This is a genomic window from Pseudomonas sp. lyk4-R2A-10, from assembly GCF_030209075.1.
In the GTDB taxonomy this organism is placed as follows: Bacteria; Pseudomonadota; Gammaproteobacteria; order Pseudomonadales; family Pseudomonadaceae; genus Aquipseudomonas; species Aquipseudomonas glycinae.
Genome location: NZ_JARVSR010000012.1, coordinates 516,085 through 535,714, shown reverse-complemented (window position 1 = coordinate 535,714; position 19,630 = coordinate 516,085). Strand labels below are relative to the sequence as shown.

20 protein-coding genes and 1 tRNA gene are annotated in these 19,630 nt (G+C 61.9%); 15 read left to right on the top strand and 6 right to left on the bottom strand.

What is annotated here, in order from left to right:
• Positions 1-2: 2 nt before the first annotated feature.
• From QRN46_RS23350 to QRN46_RS23340, 3 genes are read left to right on the top strand one after another with little or no spacing between them, the layout of a single operon-like run.
• Positions 3-584 (top strand): RNA polymerase sigma factor, encoded by a 582-nt coding sequence (locus QRN46_RS23350; protein ID WP_285357592.1) that lies wholly within the window; start codon positions 3-5, stop codon positions 582-584.
• On the top strand, positions 581-1,183 hold the full coding sequence (locus QRN46_RS23345) for a hypothetical protein (RefSeq protein ID WP_011331896.1): 603 nt from the start codon (positions 581-583) through the stop codon (positions 1,181-1,183). Before QRN46_RS23350 ends, QRN46_RS23345 begins: the two co-directional genes overlap by 4 nt.
• Positions 1,184-1,203: 20 nt before the next feature.
• Positions 1,204-1,473, top strand: a complete 270-nt coding sequence (locus QRN46_RS23340; RefSeq protein ID WP_011331897.1) for a hypothetical protein — start codon at positions 1,204-1,206, stop codon at positions 1,471-1,473.
• 67 nt (positions 1,474-1,540) lie between these two features.
• Here QRN46_RS23340 and QRN46_RS23335 read toward each other — a convergent pair.
• Positions 1,541-1,617 (bottom strand) — tRNA-Arg (locus QRN46_RS23335).
• A gap of 443 nt (positions 1,618-2,060) precedes the next feature.
• On the opposite strand from QRN46_RS23335, the gene gabD reads away from it, so the two are divergent.
• From gabD to QRN46_RS23320, 3 genes are all read left to right on the top strand, one after another.
• On the top strand, positions 2,061-3,503 hold the full coding sequence (gabD, locus tag QRN46_RS23330; RefSeq protein WP_011331898.1) for an NADP-dependent succinate-semialdehyde dehydrogenase: 1,443 nt from the start codon (positions 2,061-2,063) through the stop codon (positions 3,501-3,503).
• 186 nt (positions 3,504-3,689) lie between these two features.
• Entirely contained in the window at positions 3,690-4,967 is a 1,278-nt protein-coding gene (gene gabT, locus QRN46_RS23325) for a 4-aminobutyrate--2-oxoglutarate transaminase (protein ID WP_221615570.1), read from the top strand.
• Positions 4,968-5,107: 140 nt separating this feature from the next.
• On the top strand, positions 5,108-6,319 hold the full coding sequence (locus QRN46_RS23320) for a response regulator (RefSeq protein ID WP_011331900.1): 1,212 nt from the start codon (positions 5,108-5,110) through the stop codon (positions 6,317-6,319).
• A 27-nt stretch (positions 6,320-6,346) separates the two neighbouring features.
• On the opposite strand, the gene QRN46_RS23315 is transcribed toward QRN46_RS23320, so the two are convergent.
• A complete protein-coding gene (locus QRN46_RS23315) occupies positions 6,347-7,336 on the bottom strand; it encodes a GGDEF domain-containing protein (RefSeq protein WP_011331901.1) in 990 nt (329 codons plus the stop codon).
• A gap of 145 nt (positions 7,337-7,481) precedes the next feature.
• A complete protein-coding gene (gene desA / locus QRN46_RS23310) occupies positions 7,482-8,666 on the bottom strand; it encodes a delta-9 fatty acid desaturase DesA (protein ID WP_285357520.1) in 1,185 nt (394 codons plus the stop codon).
• Between the two features lie 146 nt (positions 8,667-8,812).
• Here desA and dibA point away from each other — a divergent pair, with 146 nt between their 5' ends.
• The 6 genes from dibA (at position 8,813) to QRN46_RS23280 (ending at position 15,020) form a co-directional block, all read left to right on the top strand.
• On the top strand, positions 8,813-10,732 hold the full coding sequence (gene dibA, locus QRN46_RS23305; protein ID WP_285357517.1) for a phosphodiesterase DibA: 1,920 nt from the start codon (positions 8,813-8,815) through the stop codon (positions 10,730-10,732).
• Between the two features lie 190 nt (positions 10,733-10,922).
• Positions 10,923-11,105, top strand: coding sequence for a sulfur starvation response protein OscA (gene oscA / locus QRN46_RS23300; RefSeq protein ID WP_007952821.1), 183 nt, complete (start codon positions 10,923-10,925; stop codon positions 11,103-11,105).
• A gap of 132 nt (positions 11,106-11,237) precedes the next feature.
• Positions 11,238-12,251 (top strand): sulfate ABC transporter substrate-binding protein, encoded by a 1,014-nt coding sequence (locus tag QRN46_RS23295; protein WP_011331904.1) that lies wholly within the window; start codon positions 11,238-11,240, stop codon positions 12,249-12,251.
• A gap of 71 nt (positions 12,252-12,322) precedes the next feature.
• The gene (cysT, locus tag QRN46_RS23290) at positions 12,323-13,141 is read left to right on the top strand and encodes a sulfate ABC transporter permease subunit CysT (RefSeq protein WP_007952818.1); all 819 of its coding nucleotides are present in this window, start codon (positions 12,323-12,325) and stop codon (positions 13,139-13,141) included.
• A 13-nt stretch (positions 13,142-13,154) separates the two neighbouring features.
• A complete protein-coding gene (gene cysW / locus QRN46_RS23285) occupies positions 13,155-14,027 on the top strand; it encodes a sulfate ABC transporter permease subunit CysW (protein WP_011331905.1) in 873 nt (290 codons plus the stop codon).
• A 3-nt stretch (positions 14,028-14,030) separates the two neighbouring features.
• Entirely contained in the window at positions 14,031-15,020 is a 990-nt protein-coding gene (locus tag QRN46_RS23280; protein ID WP_064382696.1) for a sulfate/molybdate ABC transporter ATP-binding protein, read from the top strand.
• A gap of 123 nt (positions 15,021-15,143) precedes the next feature.
• Here the strand turns inward: QRN46_RS23280 and QRN46_RS23275 are convergent, their stop codons facing one another.
• Positions 15,144-15,668, bottom strand: coding sequence for an Mpo1 family 2-hydroxy fatty acid dioxygenase (locus tag QRN46_RS23275; RefSeq protein WP_011331907.1), 525 nt, complete (start codon positions 15,666-15,668; stop codon positions 15,144-15,146).
• Between the two features lie 85 nt (positions 15,669-15,753).
• Between QRN46_RS23275 and QRN46_RS23270 the strand changes: the two genes are divergently transcribed.
• A complete protein-coding gene (locus tag QRN46_RS23270) occupies positions 15,754-16,437 on the top strand; it encodes a Crp/Fnr family transcriptional regulator (protein ID WP_285357504.1) in 684 nt (227 codons plus the stop codon).
• A gap of 61 nt (positions 16,438-16,498) precedes the next feature.
• On the opposite strand, the gene uraH is transcribed toward QRN46_RS23270, so the two are convergent.
• Positions 16,499-16,909 carry a hydroxyisourate hydrolase gene (gene uraH / locus QRN46_RS23265; RefSeq protein WP_285357501.1) on the bottom strand — a complete coding sequence of 137 codons (411 nt, stop codon included), beginning with the start codon at positions 16,907-16,909 and terminating at the stop codon, positions 16,499-16,501.
• A 16-nt stretch (positions 16,910-16,925) separates the two neighbouring features.
• Complete coding sequence (locus tag QRN46_RS23260; RefSeq protein WP_011331910.1) at positions 16,926-17,408, bottom strand: GlcG/HbpS family heme-binding protein; 483 nt, start codon at positions 17,406-17,408, stop codon at positions 16,926-16,928.
• 136 nt (positions 17,409-17,544) lie between these two features.
• Here QRN46_RS23260 and QRN46_RS23255 point away from each other — a divergent pair, with 136 nt between their 5' ends.
• Together QRN46_RS23255 and QRN46_RS23250 are read left to right on the top strand one after the other, a co-directional pair.
• Complete coding sequence (locus tag QRN46_RS23255) at positions 17,545-18,225, top strand: heavy metal response regulator transcription factor (RefSeq protein WP_011331911.1); 681 nt, start codon at positions 17,545-17,547, stop codon at positions 18,223-18,225.
• Positions 18,215-19,603: a heavy metal sensor histidine kinase gene (locus tag QRN46_RS23250; RefSeq protein ID WP_285357497.1), complete on the top strand. Its 1,389-nt coding sequence runs from the start codon at positions 18,215-18,217 to the stop codon at positions 19,601-19,603. Before QRN46_RS23255 ends, QRN46_RS23250 begins: the two co-directional genes overlap by 11 nt.
• Positions 19,604-19,630 lie beyond the last annotated feature (27 nt).

Sequence of the window (19,630 nt, the reverse complement as noted above, 5' to 3'; positions counted from 1 at the left end):
AGCTGTTTGCTTTCGCCGACAGCCTTGAGGCCAGCAGCGACGAATCGCTGCTGGCCCGTTATCGCGAGGGTGACGGCAAGGCGTTCGAGATCCTGTACGCCCGCCATCGGCAGAGTCTTTACCGGTTTCTGCTCGGTTTGAGCGGCAAACCGGAACTGGCCGACGAGGTGTTCCAGGAGACCTGGCTGAGCCTGATCCGCAGTAGCAGTCAGCCACAAGGCCGGGCGACCTTTCGTACGTGGTTGTTCCAGATTGCCCGCAATCGCCTGATTGACCACTGGCGCAAGCACGGCGCCCGACAACCGCTGCATGACAGCTACGACGAGCAATTCCACGCCGTCAGCGACGATGCCTCGGATCCCGAACAACTGCTCAACCTCAGCCGCAACAGCGAGCGCCTGGAGAGCGCTCTGCAATCCTTGCCCGCCGACCAGCGCGAAGTGTTTCTGCTTCGTGCCCACGGCGACCTCGACCTGGCGCAAATCGCCAGCCTCACCGAAACACCGCTGGAAACCGTCAAGAGCCGCTTGCGCTACGCCCAGCAAAAACTGCGTCGGCTGCTGGCCGAGGAGGTACTGACATGACGGACGCCCGCCCGACACCCGAAGAGCAAGTGCTCAAGCACGTGCGCGAACAGCACAACGCCGAACCGCCGGCACATCTCGATGCGCTGATCCTCAACGCCGCCCGTCATGAAACCCCGGCACCACGGCAGAGCCTGTGGCAGCGCTGGCTCAAGGCCTGTCAGCAACCGCGCTACCAGGTGGCCTTTGCCAGCCTGGTCGGCATCGCGCTGATGCTGTCGCTGGTGCAGCGCGCGCCGGAGCCCGTGGCTCAATTCGATTTCGCCCCCGCCGCGAAACCGGCTGCGCCCGTGGCCCGATCGTTGTCGGCGCCCGCCGGCGCGCTTTCCGCGCCTGCACCCGCAATGGCCCCCGCGCCGATGGCGGAAATGGCGGCGCCGATGCAGAGCGAATCGATCCGCGCCGACACGTTGGACGAAGCCAAGGTCAGCAAGCGTGCCGCCGCCCCGGTCAACGGTCTCGACGAGCAACTGCGCGAAGTCCTGCGCCTGCGCGAGTCGGGCCAGTCGCAAGCGGCCGACAGCCTGTTCAGTAACCTGCACAAGCGCTACCCGAACGTGAATCTCGACCTGCGGCTGGAAAAAATCCGCAAGAACTGACCGTATCAGCCATCCGCCATTTGGCATTGACCCGCAAAAACGCGCACTATCGGGTCATTGCCGATGCGCTGGAGGATGCCGTGGCCCAAAAAATCGACCGCATCGCCCAAATGCTCAACTGCCCGGTCAAGGGTGAGGAACTGCGGCGGGCAGTGACGGAGAGTCGCAAGGAGTTTCTTCTGGCCAAGCAGGCCGAAGAGGATCTGGAGGAAGACGTTCTCGATGATGACTTGATCGAGGACGAAGAAGACGATGATGAATACGACGAGTTTGACTGGACGACGGAGTGAGTCGCCAGTCGGCAGGCACAAAAAAGCCCCGGACCATCACAGTCCGGGGCTTTCTCGTTTAAATCAATGGCGCACCAGGCGGGATTCGAACCCACGACCCCTGCCTTCGGAGGGCAGTACTCTATCCAGCTGAGCTACTGGTGCAGCGGGCGACATCATACCTAGGTCGGCTCGGGGCGTCCATGCCGGGTTTTGGTGCGTATTGTCAGTGCGCGTGTCGGTTGAAAAGCACTGCATTCCATAAAGCTGTAACGTCCTGCAAAAGGCTCGCTTGGCGCTTTGGGGAGGCTGTTCTATGGTTTCCCTGCGACCCGAGCTGTTGGTACGTTGATCTGAAATGTTCAGCAAAAGCGGCGTTTTTGTTCTTTTTTTCGAACGCCCTATTGTCCTTCAACCCCTTTGAACCTAGGATTCGTTTGAGATTTCAAACGCTCCTTATCCAGGTGCTGAGCCGCACGCATTTTGAATCGTGCGCTATTCATATCTCAGCCCGGTGAATGATTTCCCTGACGGCAGCCTTGCGAGGCGCCTTTCTACAATCATAATTTTGCTCCGCGCCTTGCGCGGTGCTGTTAAGGAAAGCCGACATGCAGCTTAAAGACACCCAGTTGTTCCGCCAGCAAGCCTTCATCGATGGCGCATGGGTCGACGCGGACAACGGTCAGACGATCAAGGTCAACAACCCGGCCACCGGCGAGATTCTGGGCACCGTACCGAAGATGGGCGCTGCCGAAACCCGCCGTGCCATCGAAGCCGCCGACAAGGCGCTGCCGGCCTGGCGTGCACTGACCGCCAAGGAGCGTGCAGGCAAACTGCGTCGCTGGTTCGAACTGATGATCGAGAACCAGGACGACCTCGCTCGCCTGATGACCCTCGAGCAAGGCAAACCACTGGCCGAAGCCAAGGGCGAAATCGTTTACGCCGCTTCGTTCATCGAGTGGTTCGCCGAAGAAGCCAAGCGCATCTACGGTGACGTGATTCCGGGCCACCAGCCGGACAAGCGCCTGATCGTGATCAAGCAACCGATCGGCGTTACCGCTGCCATCACCCCGTGGAACTTCCCGGCGGCGATGATCACTCGTAAAGCGGGCCCGGCCCTGGCCGCCGGTTGCACCATGGTGCTCAAGCCTGCTTCGCAAACCCCGTTCTCTGCATTTGCCCTGGCCGAACTGGCCCAGCGCGCCGGCATCCCCAAAGGTGTGTTCAGCGTGGTGTCCGGCAGCGCCGGCGACATCGGCAGCGAGCTGACCAGCAACCCGATCGTGCGCAAACTGTCCTTCACCGGTTCGACCGAAATCGGTCGTCAGCTGATGTCGGAATGCGCCAAGGACATCAAGAAAGTCTCCCTGGAACTGGGCGGCAACGCGCCATTCATCGTGTTCGACGACGCGGACCTGGATAAGGCCGTCGAAGGCGCGATCATTTCCAAGTACCGCAACAACGGCCAGACCTGCGTCTGCGCCAACCGTCTGTACATTCAGGATTCGGTTTACGACGCGTTCGCCGAGAAGCTGAAAGTGGCAGTCGCCAAGCTGAAGATCGGCAACGGTCTGGAAGAAGGCACCACCACGGGTCCGCTGATCGACGAGAAAGCCGTGGCCAAGGTGCAAGAGCATATCGCTGACGCGGTGAGCAAAGGCGCGACCGTTCTGGCCGGCGGCAAGCCGATGGAAGGCAACTTCTTCGAGCCGACCATCCTGACCAACGTGCCGAAAGACGCTGCCGTGGCCAAGGAAGAAACCTTCGGTCCGCTGGCGCCGCTGTTCCGCTTCAAAGACGAAGCCGACGTGATCGCGATGTCGAACGACACCGAGTTCGGTCTGGCCTCGTACTTCTACGCTCGCGACCTGGGCCGTGTGTTCCGTGTGGCGGAAGCCCTGGAGTACGGCATGGTCGGCGTCAACACCGGGCTGATCTCCAACGAAGTCGCGCCGTTCGGCGGCATCAAGGCCTCGGGCCTGGGCCGTGAAGGCTCCAAGTACGGCATCGAAGATTACCTGGAAATCAAATACCTCTGCCTGGGCATCTAAGCCTCGGTAGAAGATCGCTGTAAACGCAAAGGGCACGAGAGCGCTGTCCCTTTGCGTCGTTTCAAACCGGAATTTTCTCTGCGGCCGGGAACGCCGTGGCAGTCGATCATCGCATGCTGCCACCGCCGATTCCTCCCGCTTTATCCTTGAACCACGCCGCCCGATGAGCGGCGAATGAGGACTGTAATGAGCAAGACTAACGCTGAACTGATGGCCCGCCGTACCGCTGCTGTTCCACGGGGTGTTGGCCAGATTCACCCGATCTTCGCCGAGTCCGCGAAGAACGCGACCGTAACCGACGTTGAAGGGCGTGAATTCATCGACTTCGCTGGCGGTATCGCTGTACTGAATACCGGCCACGTGCACCCGAAAATCATCGCCGCCGTGACCGAGCAGCTGAACAAGCTGACTCACACCTGCTTCCAGGTTCTGGCTTATGAGCCGTACGTTGAGCTGTGCGAGAAAATCAACGCTCGCGTACCGGGCGGCTTCGCCAAGAAAACCCTGCTGGTGACCACCGGTTCCGAAGCCGTTGAAAACGCCGTGAAGATCGCTCGTGCTGCCACTGGCCGCGCTGGCGTGATCGCCTTCACCGGCGCTTACCACGGTCGCACCATGATGACCCTGGGCCTGACCGGTAAAGTCGTGCCTTACTCGGCCGGCATGGGCCTGATGCCAGGCGGCATCTTCCGCGCGTTGTACCCGAACGAACTGCACGGCGTGAGCATCGACGACTCGATCGCTTCCATCGAACGCATCTTCAAGAACGACGCCGAGCCGAAAGACATCGCCGCGATCATCATCGAGCCTGTGCAGGGTGAAGGTGGTTTCTACGTCGCACCGAAAGAATTCATGAAGCGCCTGCGCGCCCTGTGCGACCAGCACGGCATCCTGCTGATCGCTGACGAAGTGCAGACCGGCGCTGGCCGTACCGGCACCTTCTTCGCCATGGAACAGATGGGCGTTGCTGCCGACCTGACCACTTTCGCCAAATCCATCGCTGGCGGCTTCCCGCTGGCCGGTGTGTGCGGCAAGGCCGAATACATGGACGCCATCGCGCCAGGCGGCCTGGGCGGCACCTACGCCGGTAGCCCGATCGCTTGCGCTGCGGCCCTGGCCGTGATGGAAGTGTTCGAAGAAGAAAAACTGTTGGACCGCTGCAAGGCTGTTGGTGAGCGTCTGGTCACCGGCCTGAAAGCCATCCAGGCCAAGTACCCGGTGATCGGTGAAGTCCGTGCCCTGGGCGCGATGATTGCCGTCGAGCTGTTCGAAAACGGCGACAGCCACAAGCCAAACCCGACCGCCGTCGCGGCTGTCGTGGCCAAGGCGCGTGACAAGGGCCTGATCCTGCTGTCCTGCGGCACCTACGGCAACGTTCTGCGCGTCCTGGTACCGCTGACCTCGCCGGACGAGCAACTGGACAAAGGTCTGGCGATCATCGAAGAGTGCTTCTCGGAGCTGTAATCCGTTGCACCGTGTGATCGGATCGACAAAAAACCCGCTTCGGCGGGTTTTTTCATGCCCGGGAAACACCTGCGCGGTTTTCAGGTTGTACCGAAACGCCAGCATTGGCTAAGGTTCAAGCATTGCAAGGGAGGGCGAGCATGACGGCCGTCGATTTACCCGCTGTACCCCGAGTGCTGATTGCCGAGGCCGACCCGTGGTCTCGTGACCTGCTCAAACAAGTGTTGCTGAATGTGCGCTGCGATGCGCGGCTGGACCTGTGCGCCGATGGCCAGGAGGCAATGACGCTGCTCAGCGAAGTCCCTTATGACTTGGCGATCGTCGACTGGGAGTTGCCCGGCGTCGATGGCTTGAGCGTGTTGCGCAGTGTCCGCCAGCGCAAACGCAATCCGCCGCTGCCGTTCATTCTGATGAGCAGTCGCAACGACAGCGCCAGCGTGCGCGAAGCCTTGCCGCTGGCGCCGACAGCCTACCTGGCCAAACCCCTGAACATGGAAAGCCTGACCGAGCGTTTGCAAGGGCTGCTGCTCAATGCCGGCGAGGAAGTATTCTGTGAAGTGCCTGCACTGGCGCCAGGCATGACCCTCTCGGTGTTCCTCGAACGCCGCCGCGAGCAGGCCGACGGCGCACCGCTGATGACCGACGTGCAGGTGGCGGTCAAGCGCAGCCTCAATCCCAACGGCTTGGACCTGAAGCTGCTGGAAGAGGAAATCCGCACCGATCCGCAGATCACCGCCGTGTTGATCGCCGCCGCCAACAGCGCCGCCCAGCACCATGGCGCGCCGGTGCAGACCCTGGCGCAGGCGCTGCATCGTCTGGGCACCGGGCAGAGCATGAATCTGATTCTTGGCCTTGCACTCAAACGCAGCGCCCGGCTCAGCGACCCATGCCTGGCGGATTACGCCGAGCGCTATTGGGGCCTGTCGCTGCACACCGCCGAGTACGCCCGTACGCTGGCGCGGCTGCTCGATCTGGATCAGGAGCGCTGCTACTGCGCCGGGATGCTCCATCGCCTCGGCGATCTCGCGTTGCTGCGTTGTCTTCAAGAGTGGAAGCAGGCCGGCGGTGAGCTGGATGAACTGGAGGAAGTCGGCGATGCGCTGGCGGAATTCGGTGCGGCGTACGGTTCGGCGTTGCGCACCCGCTGGCGGTTGCCGCTGGAGCTGCGCGAGCTGATTGCCTCGGTCTACCAGCTCGGTGGCGGGGTCTATTCCCGCGAGGCGCTGGTGATGAACATGGCGGCGCAGATGGCGCGGCTGACCGAGCATGAGGGCGTTGAGGAGCTGGCGAAGAGCCGCACGGCGCGGTTGCTCAAGATCGGCCTGCCGGAGCTGATGCGGATGCGCAAATAGCGGTTTGATTGCGCATCCGGTCGGGAATCAGGCGGAAATGATCCGGTTCTTGCCCTGCCGTTTGGCCTCGTACATCGCTGCGTCCGCGCGGGCGAACAGGGTGTCGAGGCTTTCGTCTTCCGGGGTGAGGCTGGTCAGGCCCTGGCTGACGGTGATGCCGAAGGTCTGATCGGCGTGATTGAAGCTCAGCCGCTGAATTTCCCGTTGCAACCGTTCGGCCACCTGCATCGCCATGTCCGGCGCACAGCCCGGGAAAACCGCCGCAAATTCCTCACCGCCAATCCGCCCGAACAGGTCGCCCCGACGTAGCGAGGCACGACCGCATTCGGCGATCCGTTGCAGCACATTGTCGCCCTCGGGGTGGCCGTAGGTGTCGTTGATCACCTTGAAGTCATCGATGTCCAGCAGCAGGAACGCCATTTGCGCGCCTTGCAGGCGGGCTTGTTCAAATTCCCGGTGGGCGCATTCGAAGAAGTGCCGGCGATTGCTGCTCTGGGTCAGCACGTCGGTGGTGGCCAGGCGCTGGAGCTCGGTTTCCATCTGCTTCTTGTCGGTGATGTCTTCGGCGATGCCGACGATGATCACCGGTTGCCCTGGTTCGTCCTGACGGTTGATGAAGCACTTGTCACTGATCCAGCGAACCTGGCCGTCGGCGGCGATGATCCGGTATTCGCGGTCTTCTACGGCGCCTTTATGCAGCACTTCGGCGAGGCTGCGTTCGGCGTATTCCAGATCATCCGGGTAGATGCTGTCGCGCCACTGGTTGTAGTCGGCCAGCAACAGGCCGGCGGAACGACCGAAGATCCGCTCGTAAGCGGGGCTGACGTACAACACCTGACGGGTTTCCCAGTTGAAGGCCCAAAGCACGGCGTTGACGCTGACCAGCAGCGAACTGAACAGCTGCTCGCGTTCGCTCAGTCGGGCGACTTCGCCCTGGGCGTGCATCAATGCCATCAGGGTTTGCGCGGCCTCGGGCCACTGGGGAGGGGATGAGTCTTTTTGATTGTTGTTGACCATCGACACGAATCTCAAAGGGCGTGCCGATCAGTCGACAACGGCCACGGGAAAGCCCGCCGGGGGTGGCGAAGTGTCTTTGAGATAGGGGATCGGGGGTGAAGTTCCGAAGGGTGCGCACAGGAACCGGGCGCACCGATCAACGGCATCAGATGGCGGCAGGGCGCAGCGAGTAGGTTTTCAACTGGTCGGCGAATTCACGCAGGGACTGGATGCCACTGGCCTCGGCCTCGTGTACCCATTCCTTGATGGCGGCGAGCATGTCGTGGCCATTTGCGCTGGTCTTGACCCAGATCTGCTGCAGGGCCAGACGTTTCTCGTAGATTACCTTCAGCGCCTGACTGTGCTCGAGCATGCTCTGGATGCGCGCGTGGTGGCGATCTTCCAACAGGCTGGTTTCCCGCGAGAGCAGACGTTTGGCCCGGTGGAACTGGTGGCGTACCGAATGATCGACCTTGGCCAGTTCCTGCTTGACCAGTGGCCCGATCACCAGCTTGCGGTACTGGGCCATGATCTGGAAGCGGTTGTTGAGGATCGCCATGGCGGTGTCCATGTCCAGGCTGCCCTTGCCTTCGACGCGGTGGGCGATCGGCGCGACCCGCTGCACTTTGGCCAGACGCAGGAAGCTGAAGACCTGGATCCACGCCCAGCCGAGGTCGAACTCCCACTTCTTGACCGACAGCTTGGCCGAGTTGGGGTAGGTGTGATGGTTGTTGTGCAGCTCTTCGCCGCCGATCAGGATGCCCCACGGCACCAGATTGGTCGCCGCGTCGCGGCATTCGAAGTTGCGGTAGCCGACGGCATGGCCGAGACCGTTGACCACACCGGCCGCCCAGACCGGGATCCACATCATCTGGATCGCCCAGATGGTGATGCCGATGGTGCCGAACAGCAGCAGATCGACGACCGCCATGATCGCCACGCCCAGCAACCGGTAGCGGCTGTAGAGGTTGCGCTCGATCCAGTCTTCGGGGCAGTTCTTGCCGTAGATGCGCAGGGTTTCCGGGTTCTGCGCTTCTTCGCGGTACAGCTCGGCACCTTTGCGCAGGACGGTGGACAGACCCTTGACGACCGGGCTGTGCGGGTCGTCTTCGGTTTCGCATTTGGCGTGGTGTTTGCGGTGGATGGCGGTCCACTCGCGGGTGTTCTGCGCCGTGGTCAGCCACAGCCAGAAACGGAAGAAATGCTTCAGGCCGGCATTCAGCTCCAGGGAGCGATGGGCCGAGTAGCGGTGCAAGTAGACCGTGACGGCAACGATCGTCACGTGGGTCATCACCAGGGTGACGGCGACCAGCGACCAGGCCGACAAGCCAAGAAAACCTTCGTACCACATAGGCTATAGGGCCCTCGATAAAGAAAAAACAGCCGTTGCATTATCACCAAGCACACAGATAAAACCAGTCGCCCTTTCAGATAAGAGATGGCTGGATGTTTCTTGACCTATAATCCCGACATTTTTGTAGGGACATGGACGGCCGAATGTCTGCCACTTACCGCGATGCCTTGCGTGCAGCGCTGCTTTACCTGGTCCTTGCCGTGGTCTGGCTGCAAGGTACTGGTTATTTATTGAACAGTTTCTTCGATAGCTCTGACGAGTTGCTGCGCTGGCAACTGATCAACGGCTACCTGTTCGTGGCGCTCAGCGCCGGGTTGATCTTCCTGGCCCGGGCGCGGCTGTTCGAATGCCTGGGCATCGGCGCCCGATTGCGTGAACGCCAGGCAGATCGCGAACGCCTGCGTCAGGCCGCTGCGGTATTCGATTGCACCCGCGAAGGCGTGCTGGTCACGGACCGGCAGGGGCTGATCGTGCACGTCAATCGCGCGTTCATGGAAATCACCGGTTATCAGCGCGATGAAGTCATCGGCCAGCAGCCCAGCCTGTTCAAGTCCGGGCATCATCCGCCGGGGTTCTATCAAGCGATGTTCGCTTCTTTACAGGCGCGGGACGAATGGAGCGGCGAGATCTGGAACCGGCGCAAGAGCGGTGAAATCTACCCGCAATGGCAGACGATCCGGGTCATTCGTGACGATGACAACCGGCTCAGCCATTACGTCGCGGTGTTTTCCGACATCAGCGCAATCAAGGATTCCGAACACGAACTCAAGCACCTGGCCCACCACGATCCGCTGACTGACCTGCCCAACCGTCTGCTGTTCAGCGACCGCGCCGAACAGGCGCTGGCATCGGCGCAGACCCACAAGCGCGGCTGCGCGCTGCTGATGATCGATCTGGACCATTTCAAACTGATCAACGACAGTCTTGGCCACACTATCGGTGACCGTTTGCTCAAGGCGGTCGCCGCGCGTTTGCAGGCGTTGTTCGGGCCGGGCATCACCCTGGCGCGGCTGGGCGGCGATGAATTCGCGGTTCTGCTGGAAAGTTGTCCACAGCCGGCACAGGCGGCAGCGCTGGCTCAGCGTATTCTCGATGCGCTCAAGGAGCCGTTCTGCCTCGACGGCCATGAACTGTTCATCAACGCCAGCCTCGGCATCAGTCTGTTTCCCAGCGATGCGCTGAGCGCCGAACAGCTGTTGCGCAACGCCGATGCGGCGCTGTTCAAGGCCAAGAGCAGCGGCCGCAATGGCTACGCGCTGTACACCGAAGAGCTCACGGCTCACGCCCAGCAGCGGGTCGAAATCGCCTTCGAGTTGCGCCGCGCGCTGGAGCAGCAGGAACTGCGGGTCTACTACCAACCGGTGCACGACCTGCAAACCAGTCGCCTGATCGGCGTCGAGGCGCTGGTGCGCTGGGAGCATCCGCAGCGGGGCCTGGTGTCGCCGGCGGAGTTCATCCCGATTGCCGAGCGCACCGGGCTGATCTCGGAGATCGACGCCTGGGTCATGCAGCAGGCCTGCCGGCAGATGTGCCAATGGCAGCAGGCCGGGGTGGTGCTGTCGTTTGTCGCGGTCAACGTGTCCTCGCGGTTATTCGCTCGCCGCGAGTTGTATCAGCAGGTGGCGCAGGTGCTGCACCAGACCGGCCTGGATCCGGCCTATCTGGAACTGGAAGTCACCGAAAGCGCGGTGATGGACGATCCGGAAGTCGCGCTGGAACAGATGCATCGTCTGCGCGAACTGGGCATTCGTCTGGCCATCGATGACTTCGGCACCGGTTATTCGTCGTTGCTGCGGCTCAAGCGCCTGCCGGTGCAGAAGCTCAAGATCGATCAGGGTTTCGTCGCCGGCCTGCCGTGGGACGAGGACGATGCGGCGATCGTCCGGGTGATCATCGCCCTGGCCCGCAGCATGGGCATGCAGGTGCATGCCGAGGGCATCGAGCAGGTGGAACAGGCCGCGTTCCTGCTGGAGCAGGCCTGTGATCTGGGGCAGGGCTACTGGTTTGGGCGGCCGGTCCCGGAAGCGCAAGTCGACTGGAACCGGGCGCCCTTGATCGGTTGATGACGGCGTACGGCGGGTTTGCCGGCGGCCAAATCCGCCGCAAACCCTTGCTGCATCACATAATGTTTTCCAGTTATATAAACATTCTTAAATAGTCTTTTTAAGAATATCCGCGCCTCTCTTATATTGCTCCCACGCCGAACGCAGTGCCGCCCACTGCCAGGCATATCCCATACAAAGGAGCAGCACCATGAGCGCATCCCTGCGTAGCGTTGACGGTCAGGACGAAAGCACCATCCTGCGTGAAATCCAGAGCGCCTTGCGCGACCTGCGTTTCGGCGCGGTGGAAATCACCGTGCATAACGCCCAAGTGGTCCAGATCGAACGCAAAGAGAAATTCCGTCTGCAGCAACCGGGTAACAAACCGGCCTGATTCGTAGTCTGCGGCAGCTCCTGCGGGGAGCTGTTGGCAGAAGCTGCCACAGGCTGCGGTCGTTGAACGAGCAACCCGATTCCAGCAATCCATAAGAAAAAGCCACCACCAAGAATTCCAGGAGCTTTCACCATGTCGTCGATTCGCCGTTACGCTTTGGCCGCCCTGGCCAGCGCTGTGTTTGCCGGTTCCGCGGTTGCCAAGGATTACGAACTGCTCAACGTGTCGTATGACCCGACGCGCGAGCTGTATCAGGATTACAACGCCGAATTCGTGAAGTACTGGCAGTCGGAGCACGCCGGCGACACCGTGAAAATCCAGCAATCCCACGGCGGTTCGGGCAAGCAGGGCCGTGCGGTGATCGACGGTCTGCGCGCCGACGTCGTAACCCTGGCCCTGGCCGGCGACATCGACGAAATTGCCAAGCTCGGCAAGACCCTGCCGGCCGACTGGCAGAAGCGTCTGCCGGACGCCAGCACTCCTTACACCTCGACCATCGTGTTCCTGGTGCGCAAGGGCAACCCGAAAGGCATCAAGGACTGGGGCGATCTGATCAAGAATGACGTCTCGGTGATCACCCCGAACCCGAAAACCTCCGGCGGTGCACGCTGGAACTTCCTCGCGGCGTGGGCCTACGGCCTGAAAGCCAATGGCGGCAACGAAGCCAAAGCCAAGGAATATGTACAAACCCTGTTCAAACACGTACCGGTTCTGGACACCGGCGCCCGTGGCTCGACCATCACCTTCGTCAACAACGGTCAGGGTGACGTGTTGCTGGCCTGGGAAAACGAAGCCTTCCTGGCGCTGAAAGAAGACGGCGGCAAGGACAAGTTCGACATCGTCGTGCCGTCGCTGTCGATCCTCGCCGAACCACCGGTGGCGGTGGTCGACAAGAATGCCGAGAAGAAGGGCAACGAGCAAATCGCCGAAGCCTACCTCAAGCACCTGTACAGCCCGGCCGGCCAGGAAATCGCGGCGAAGAACTTCTACCGTCCGCGTGACAAGGACGTGGCGGCGAAGTACGCCCAGCAGTTCCCTAAACTGGAGCTGGTGACCATCGACAAGGACTTCGGCGGCTGGAAAACCGCGCAGCCGAAATTCTTCAACGACGGTGGCGTGTTCGACCAGATCTATCAGGCGCAGTAATCTGAAATAGGTCATAAACGAGCCCCGATTTAACCGTCGGGGCTTTGTGCGTTCTCAAACCAAGGACTTTTATGTCGCGTCGTATCTCCCCCGTCATACCCGGCTTCGGGCTGACGCTGGGCTACACCTTGGTGTACCTCAGCCTGATTGTGCTTATCCCGCTGGCGGCGATGTTCGTCCACGCCGCCCAACTCACCTGGGATCAGTTCTGGACGATCATCTCCGCGCCCCGCGTCCTCGCCGCACTGAAGCTGAGCTTCGGCACCGCGCTGTGCGCCGCGATCATCAACGGCATCATCGGCACGCTGCTGGCGTGGGTGCTGGTGCGTTACACGTTCCCGGGGCGCAAGGTGATCGACGCGATGATCGATCTGCCGTTCGCCCTGCCGACCGCGGTGGCCGGTATTGCCCTGACGGCGCTGTACACGCCGACCGGGCTGGTCGGGCAGTTCGCCGCTGACCTCGGTTTCAAGATCGCCTACACCCCGCTCGGGATCACGTTGGCGCTGACCTTCGTGACCCTGCCGTTCGTGGTGCGCACGGTACAGCCGGTGCTGGCCGACATCCCGCGTGAAGTCGAAGAAGCGGCCGCGTGCCTGGGTGCCAAACCGTTGCAGGTGTTCCGCCACATCCTGCTGCCGGCGCTGTTGCCGGCCTGGTTGACCGGTTTTGCCCTGGCGTTTGCCCGGGGCGTTGGCGAGTACGGTTCGGTGATTTTCATCGCCGGCAACATGCCGATGAAAACCGAGATCCTGCCGCTGCTGATCATGGTCAAGCTCGACCAGTACGATTACACCGGCGCTACCTCCATCGGCGTATTGATGCTGGTGGTTTCCTTCGTCCTGTTGCTGCTGATCAACTTGCTGCAGCGGCGCATCGAAACCCCATAAGGAGGCGCGAACCATGTCCCAATCGTCTATTGCGGCCGCGTCCTCGGCCAACGCCGCCCGCCGTGGCAGCGCCACTTCGCGGCGGATCCTGATCGGCCTCGGCTGGCTGATTTTCTTTCTGTTTCTGCTGCTGCCGCTGTTCATCGTGGTGTCGCAGGGATTGAAGAATGGTCTCGGCGCGTTCTTCACCGCGATCTTTGAACCGGATGCCTTGTCGGCGCTGAAACTCACCGTGATTGCGGTGCTGGTGTCGGTGCCGCTGAACCTGGTGTTCGGTGTCAGCGCCGCGTGGTGCGTGAGCAAATACTCGTTCCGCGGCAAGAGTATGCTGGTGACGCTGATCGACCTGCCGTTCTCGGTGTCGCCGGTGATCGCCGGTCTGGTCTACGTGTTGATGTTCGGTGCCCAGGGCCTGTTCGGGCCGTGGCTGCAGGATCATGACATCCAGATCGTCTTCGCCCTGCCGGGCATCGTGCTGGCGACGATCTTCGTCACCGTGCCATTCGTGGCCCGTGAGCTGATCCCGCTGATGCAGGAACAAGGCACTCAGGAAGAGGAAGCCGCGCGCCTGCTCGGCGCCAATGGCTGGCAGATGTTCTGGCACGTGACCGTCCCCAACATCAAATGGGGTCTGATCTATGGCGTGGTGCTGTGTACCGCGCGGGCCATGGGTGAGTTCGGTGCGGTGTCGGTGGTCTCCGGGCACATTCGCGGGGTGACCAACACCTTGCCGCTGCATGTCGAGATCCTCTACAACGAATACAACCACGTGGCCGCGTTCGCCGTGGCGAGCCTGTTGCTGATCCTGGCGCTCTTCATCCTGCTGCTCAAGCAGTGGAGCGAAAACCGTATCAACCGCCTGCGCGCCAGCGCCGCGGAGGAATAATTCATGTCGATCGAAGTGCGTAACGTCAGCAAGAATTTCAATGCGTTCAAGGCGCTGGACAACATCAGCCTGGACATCCACAGCGGTGAGCTGGTGGCGCTGCTCGGCCCGTCCGGCTGCGGCAAGACCACCCTGCTGCGCATCATTGCCGGTCTGGAAACCCCGGATAACGGCAACATCGTGTTCCACGGCGAAGACGTGTCCGGCCACGACGTGCGGGATCGCAACGTCGGTTTCGTGTTCCAGCACTACGCGCTGTTCCGCCACATGACGGTGTTCGACAACGTCGCGTTCGGCCTGCGCATGAAGCCGAAAAACCAGCGCCCGACTGAAAGCCAGATCGCGACCAAGGTTCACGAGCTGCTGAACATGGTGCAACTGGACTGGTTGTCGGATCGTTATCCGGAGCAACTGTCCGGCGGCCAGCGTCAGCGTATCGCCCTGGCCCGCGCCCTGGCGGTAGAGCCGAAAGTGCTGCTGCTCGACGAGCCGTTCGGCGCCCTCGACGCCAAGGTGCGTAAGGAGCTGCGCCGCTGGCTGGCGCGCCTGCACGAAGACATCAACCTGACCTCGGTGTTCGTGACCCACGACCAGGAAGAGGCGATGGAAGTGGCCGACCGCATCGTGGTGATGAACAAGGGTGTGATCGAGCAGATCGGCTCACCGGGCGACGTCTACGAAAACCCGGCCAGCGATTTCGTCTATCACTTCCTCGGCGATTCGAACCGCCTGCATCTGGGCGATGACAACCACGTGCTGTTCCGCCCGCACGAAGTGTCGCTGTCGCGGCATGAGCTGGAGGATCACCACGCCGCTGAAGTCCGCGATATCCGGCCGCTGGGCGCGACCACGCGGGTGACGTTGAAGGTTGAAGGTCAAACCGATCTGATCGAGGCGGAAGTGGTGAAAGACCACGACAGCCTGACCGGGTTGGCGAAGGGAGAGACGTTGTTCTTCAAGCCGAAGGTCTGGCAGAAAGTCGCCAACGTTTGATCTCGCTCGTTCCCACGCTCAGCGTGGGAACGCCGCTATGGACGCTCCGCGTCCACTGTGACGCGGAGCGTCACGGAATACATTCCCACGCAGAGCGTGGGAGCGAGCGAATCAGCCTGTGGTTCAGACAGCCGCGCGATTCGGATTGACCCGCACCACGCCCGCCCGCGCCTCGATCTGCTCTTTCAGCTCATGGCGCATCCCGAGCATGAACGCCAGTTCGGCCACCACAAACAGCGGCCCGACAATCAACCCGCTCAAGTCATCGACAAACGCCGGTTTGCGCCCTTCATAGTGGTGCCCGACAAACTGGATCGCCCAGCCAATTACGAACATCGCCAGACCGCTGCTGAGCCAGACCATGGTGCTCTGCTGCGCCAGTACATGCCCGGCCCAGACAGACAGGCCCATCAACACGGTCATCAAAGCCCCAAGCTTCAGCTCCAGGCGCAGGTAAAACCACGCCGACGCAAGGGCGGCAATCACCGCCGGGGAAATCCACAATCCACCCACCGACCATTCCGGCCGCGACAACAGCACGGCCACCGCCACCACAATCAGCGGAATCCCGATAAAGTGGCTGGCGATGTTGCGCGGGTCACGGTGGTAAGCGGCGTATTGACTCAAATGATCGACGAGGCTTTTCATTGTTGTTCCTCCTGTAGGGTGATCGAATCATGCCCCGGGTTCACGGCTCGCTCTGTCAGGCAGGCGACAGTCTTTAGGAGAACTCATGGATAAGGTCTGGCGCGAGCGCCTGCTGACCGGGCAATGGTTCAGTCATCTGCCTTCGTCCTTTCAGGATAGTCTGCTGGCAGCGGCCCGGGAGCGGCGGCTGGCGGCGGGGCAGCGGCTGTTCCAGCGCGGCGATGCGCCGTGCGGGCTGTACGCGGTGCTCGACGGCGCAGTGCGCATCGGCGCGGTCAGCGAGCAGGGCAAGGAAGCGTTGCTGAGCCTGGTGGAAGCGCCGCACTGGTTCGGCGAAATCTGCCTGTTCGACGGCCAGCCCCGCACCCACGATTCCTACGCGGTCGGGTCTTGCACCTTGCTGAACATTCCCCAGGCCACGCTGCTGAAAATGCTCGACGAGCAACCCGTCTACTGGCGGCATCTCGCTCTGTTGATGAGCCACAAACTGCGCCTGACCTTCATCAATCTCGAACAGCTGAGCCTGCTGCCGGCCCCGGCGCGTCTGGCTCATCGCTTGCTGATGATCGCCGAAAGCTACGGCGAACTCGATCCGCCACGCCGGGTGCTGCAACTGCCTCAGGAACAGCTGGCGTCGATGCTGTCGCTGTCGCGGCAGACCACCAACCAGATCCTCAAGGAGTTGCAGGGGCAGGGGGTTATCGGACTGAGTTATGGCGAGATCGAAATCCTTGACGCCGCGCGATTGCGGGCACTGGCGACCCTCTGAAGAATACGGGTTCCCCTGTGGGAGCAGGCTTGCCCGCTCCCACATTGGATCGATGTTGTTTTTACGAACCGCGATAAGTGGAGAAGCCATACGGGCTCAGCAGCAACGGAATGTGATAGTGCTGATCCGTCTGCTTCACTTTAAAAATCACCGGAATCTCCGGAAAAAACGTCTCGTGCTTGGCCTTCTCGAAGTACTCACCGGTCTTGAACACCACTCGATATTCACCGGCCTCGAACGGTTTGTTCGCCGGGAACAGCTCGGCGATCCGCCCCTGTTCATTGGTGGTGCCCTGCGCAAGCGGCTGCCAGTCCTGGCCGACATGACGCTCCAGCATCACGTTGATGCCCGGCGACGGCAGGCCGTTTTCCAGGTTGAGCACGTGTACGCTCAGCGGGTTGCCGGCGGCCAGCGCCAGGCTCGAAAAGGCGCTCAGGCCGAGCGCGGCGAAAGTGATGCGCAGTGGGGTCATGGTGATGCTCCTGGGTTCAAATTCGGTTGATGGAAAGACCGCCAGCTTCGGCCGCCTTCGTCGCACAGCTTTCGTCCTGTTCACCGCCACCGGAACCGGCCACGCCCATGGCGCCGACCAGTTCTTTCCCGGCAAACAAAGGGATGCCACCGCCGAGCAACAGCAACTCGTCCAGCGTGTTGAGGTTGGCGGTTTCCGGGTTGTTGCGGGCGCGCTCGGCGAACAATCGAGTCGGGGTTTTCGTCGACAGCGCGGTGTAGGCCTTGCGTTGGCTGGCGGCGGTGTTGTGCGGGCCGATACCGTCGCCACGCAAGGTCACCAGCAGATTGCCGCCACGGTCGAGCACCGACACCGTGGCGGTGCAGTTTTCCAGCGCCGCGTCGGCCAGCAGCCGCGCGGTTTTCAGATCGAGATCGGCGTGACGGGGCAGCTCAGGCGTGGCGTGCGCCGCGCCGCTGAGGCCGATCGCGAGGCTGGCAAGCAGGTATTTGACGGACATGGGCAGGCTCCAAAAGCGAAGGCCATCACCTTATCCGCCGGTCCCCGTCGAAACCTCGTCAGTCGGATTACAAGTTTGTAATGGGCAACGTCGCCGAAGGGGCCTAGCCTGTGTCTCTGATCAATCGAGGTGTGCCATGCGTTTGCTGGTCGTAGAAGATGAAGCCAAAACCGCGAACTTCATCGCCAAAGGGCTGGGTGAGTCGGGTTTTGCCGTGGACGTGGCGCTGAATGGCCTCGACGGTCGCTACTTTATTGAGCAGCAGGAATATGACCTGATCATCCTCGACGTGATGCTGCCGGGCCTCAACGGCTGGCAATTGCTCCAGCTGATCCGCCAGCGCGGCGCCACGCCGGTGCTGTTCCTGACGGCGAAGGACGCCATCGAAGACCGCGTGCGCGGCCTCGAACTGGGGGCCGATGACTATTTGCTCAAGCCGTTCGCCTTCGCCGAATTGCTGGCGCGGGTGCGCACGTTGTTGCGGCGCGGCCCCCTGCGTGAAGCCGAGTCGTACAACATCGCCGATCTCGAAATCGACGTACTGCGCCGCCGGGTCAGCCGGGGCGGCCAGCGCATCGCCCTGACCAACAAGGAATTCGCTCTCCTGCATCTGCTCGCCAGCCGTCAGGGTGAAGTGCTGTCGCGCACGCTGATCGCCTCGCAGGTGTGGAACCTGAATTTCGACAGCGACACCAACATGGTCGAAGTCGCGGTGCGCCGGCTGCGTTCGAAAGTCGATGATCCGTACATGCCCAAACTGATTCACACCGTGCGCGGGGTCGGCTATCAACTCGAAGCGCCCGACGATGCGCGCTAGGTCGATTGCCTGGCGCCTGGCCCTGGCGTTCGCTGCTGTCTGTGCGTTGGTACTCAGTGCGATTGGCGTGTTCCTGTATCGCTCGCTGGCTGCGGAAATCGCCTGGCGCGACGACATGGCGTTGCTCGGTCGCCTGGAACAGGTGCGCGCGCTGCTCGCCGACAGCGACAGCCTCGACGCCCTGCAGGCGCGGCCACGGCTGTACCAGAACATGCTCGGCAACCTCGACAGTCTGCTGCTGGTGCAACGAGCGGACGGCTCGAACGTGATCACGATCAACCCTCGCCAACGCGCACTGCCGTCCGTGCAGGCCATCCCCCGGGATCAACCGCCGCAACGCCGCGATGTGCTGACCTGGCAGGCGGCGGACGGTGTCGAGCTGGCCCTGTTGTCAGGTCAGGCCCAAGGGCCGAACGGCGAAGCACTGACCGTGATCGCCGGCAAGGTCTTGAGCGAGCGCGAGCAGATGCTCGGCAGCTATCGCCTGCGCTTGTATCTGGCCGTCGGCTTGGGTGCCGTGCTCGCCTTCACGCTGGGTCTGGTGCTGTTGCGCCGAGGTTTGCGGCCTCTGCGCAAGCTGAGTGAAGCGCTGCGCGGCATCGACCTGCGCAGCCTCGACCAACGCGTTCCCACCGCCGGCACGCCAGCGGAATTGCTGGAGCCGGTGCATGCGCTGAACGGCATGCTCGGGCGGCTGGACGACGGCTTCCAGCGCCTCTCACAGTTTTCCGCCGACCTCGCCCACGAAATCCGCACGCCCCTGCACACCTTGCTCGCGAGCAACGGCCAGGCACTGAATTACCCGCGCAGCAGCGCCGAGTATCAGGAAGTGCTGGCTTCAAACATGGAAGAGTTTGAACGGCTCAAGCGCATGGCCGAAAACCTGATGTTTCTCGCCCGCGCCGAGCAAGCTGAGCGAGCGCTCGATCTGCGCACGCTGGAACTGCACGAAATCGGCGATGAGTTGTGCGACTACTTCGAAGCCCTGGCGGATGACTGGGAAATCCGCCTCGAAAACACGTTCAGCGGAGAATTGCTGGCGGATCAGCAACTGCTGCAACGCGCCTTGGGCAATCTGCTGGCCAACGCCGTACGCCATGCCGATGCCGGCTCGGTCATCAGCCTGCGCCGACGCGATGAGCCAGGCCTGTGCTGGCTGCAAGTCCACAACCTCGGCCCGGTGATCGCGGATGAGCATCTGGGCAAACTGTTCGACCGCTTCTACCGCGTCGACCCGTCCCGCGCGGAGCCAGGAGACTCCGGCGGATTGGGACTGGCGATCGTGCAGTCGATCATGCAGTTGCATGGGGGCCGGGTGCGGGTCAGCAGTGATGCAACGGGTACGGTTTTTGAGCTTGGATTTGTAACCAGTCGCTAATCGACCCGCACATGCCGTTTCATCTGA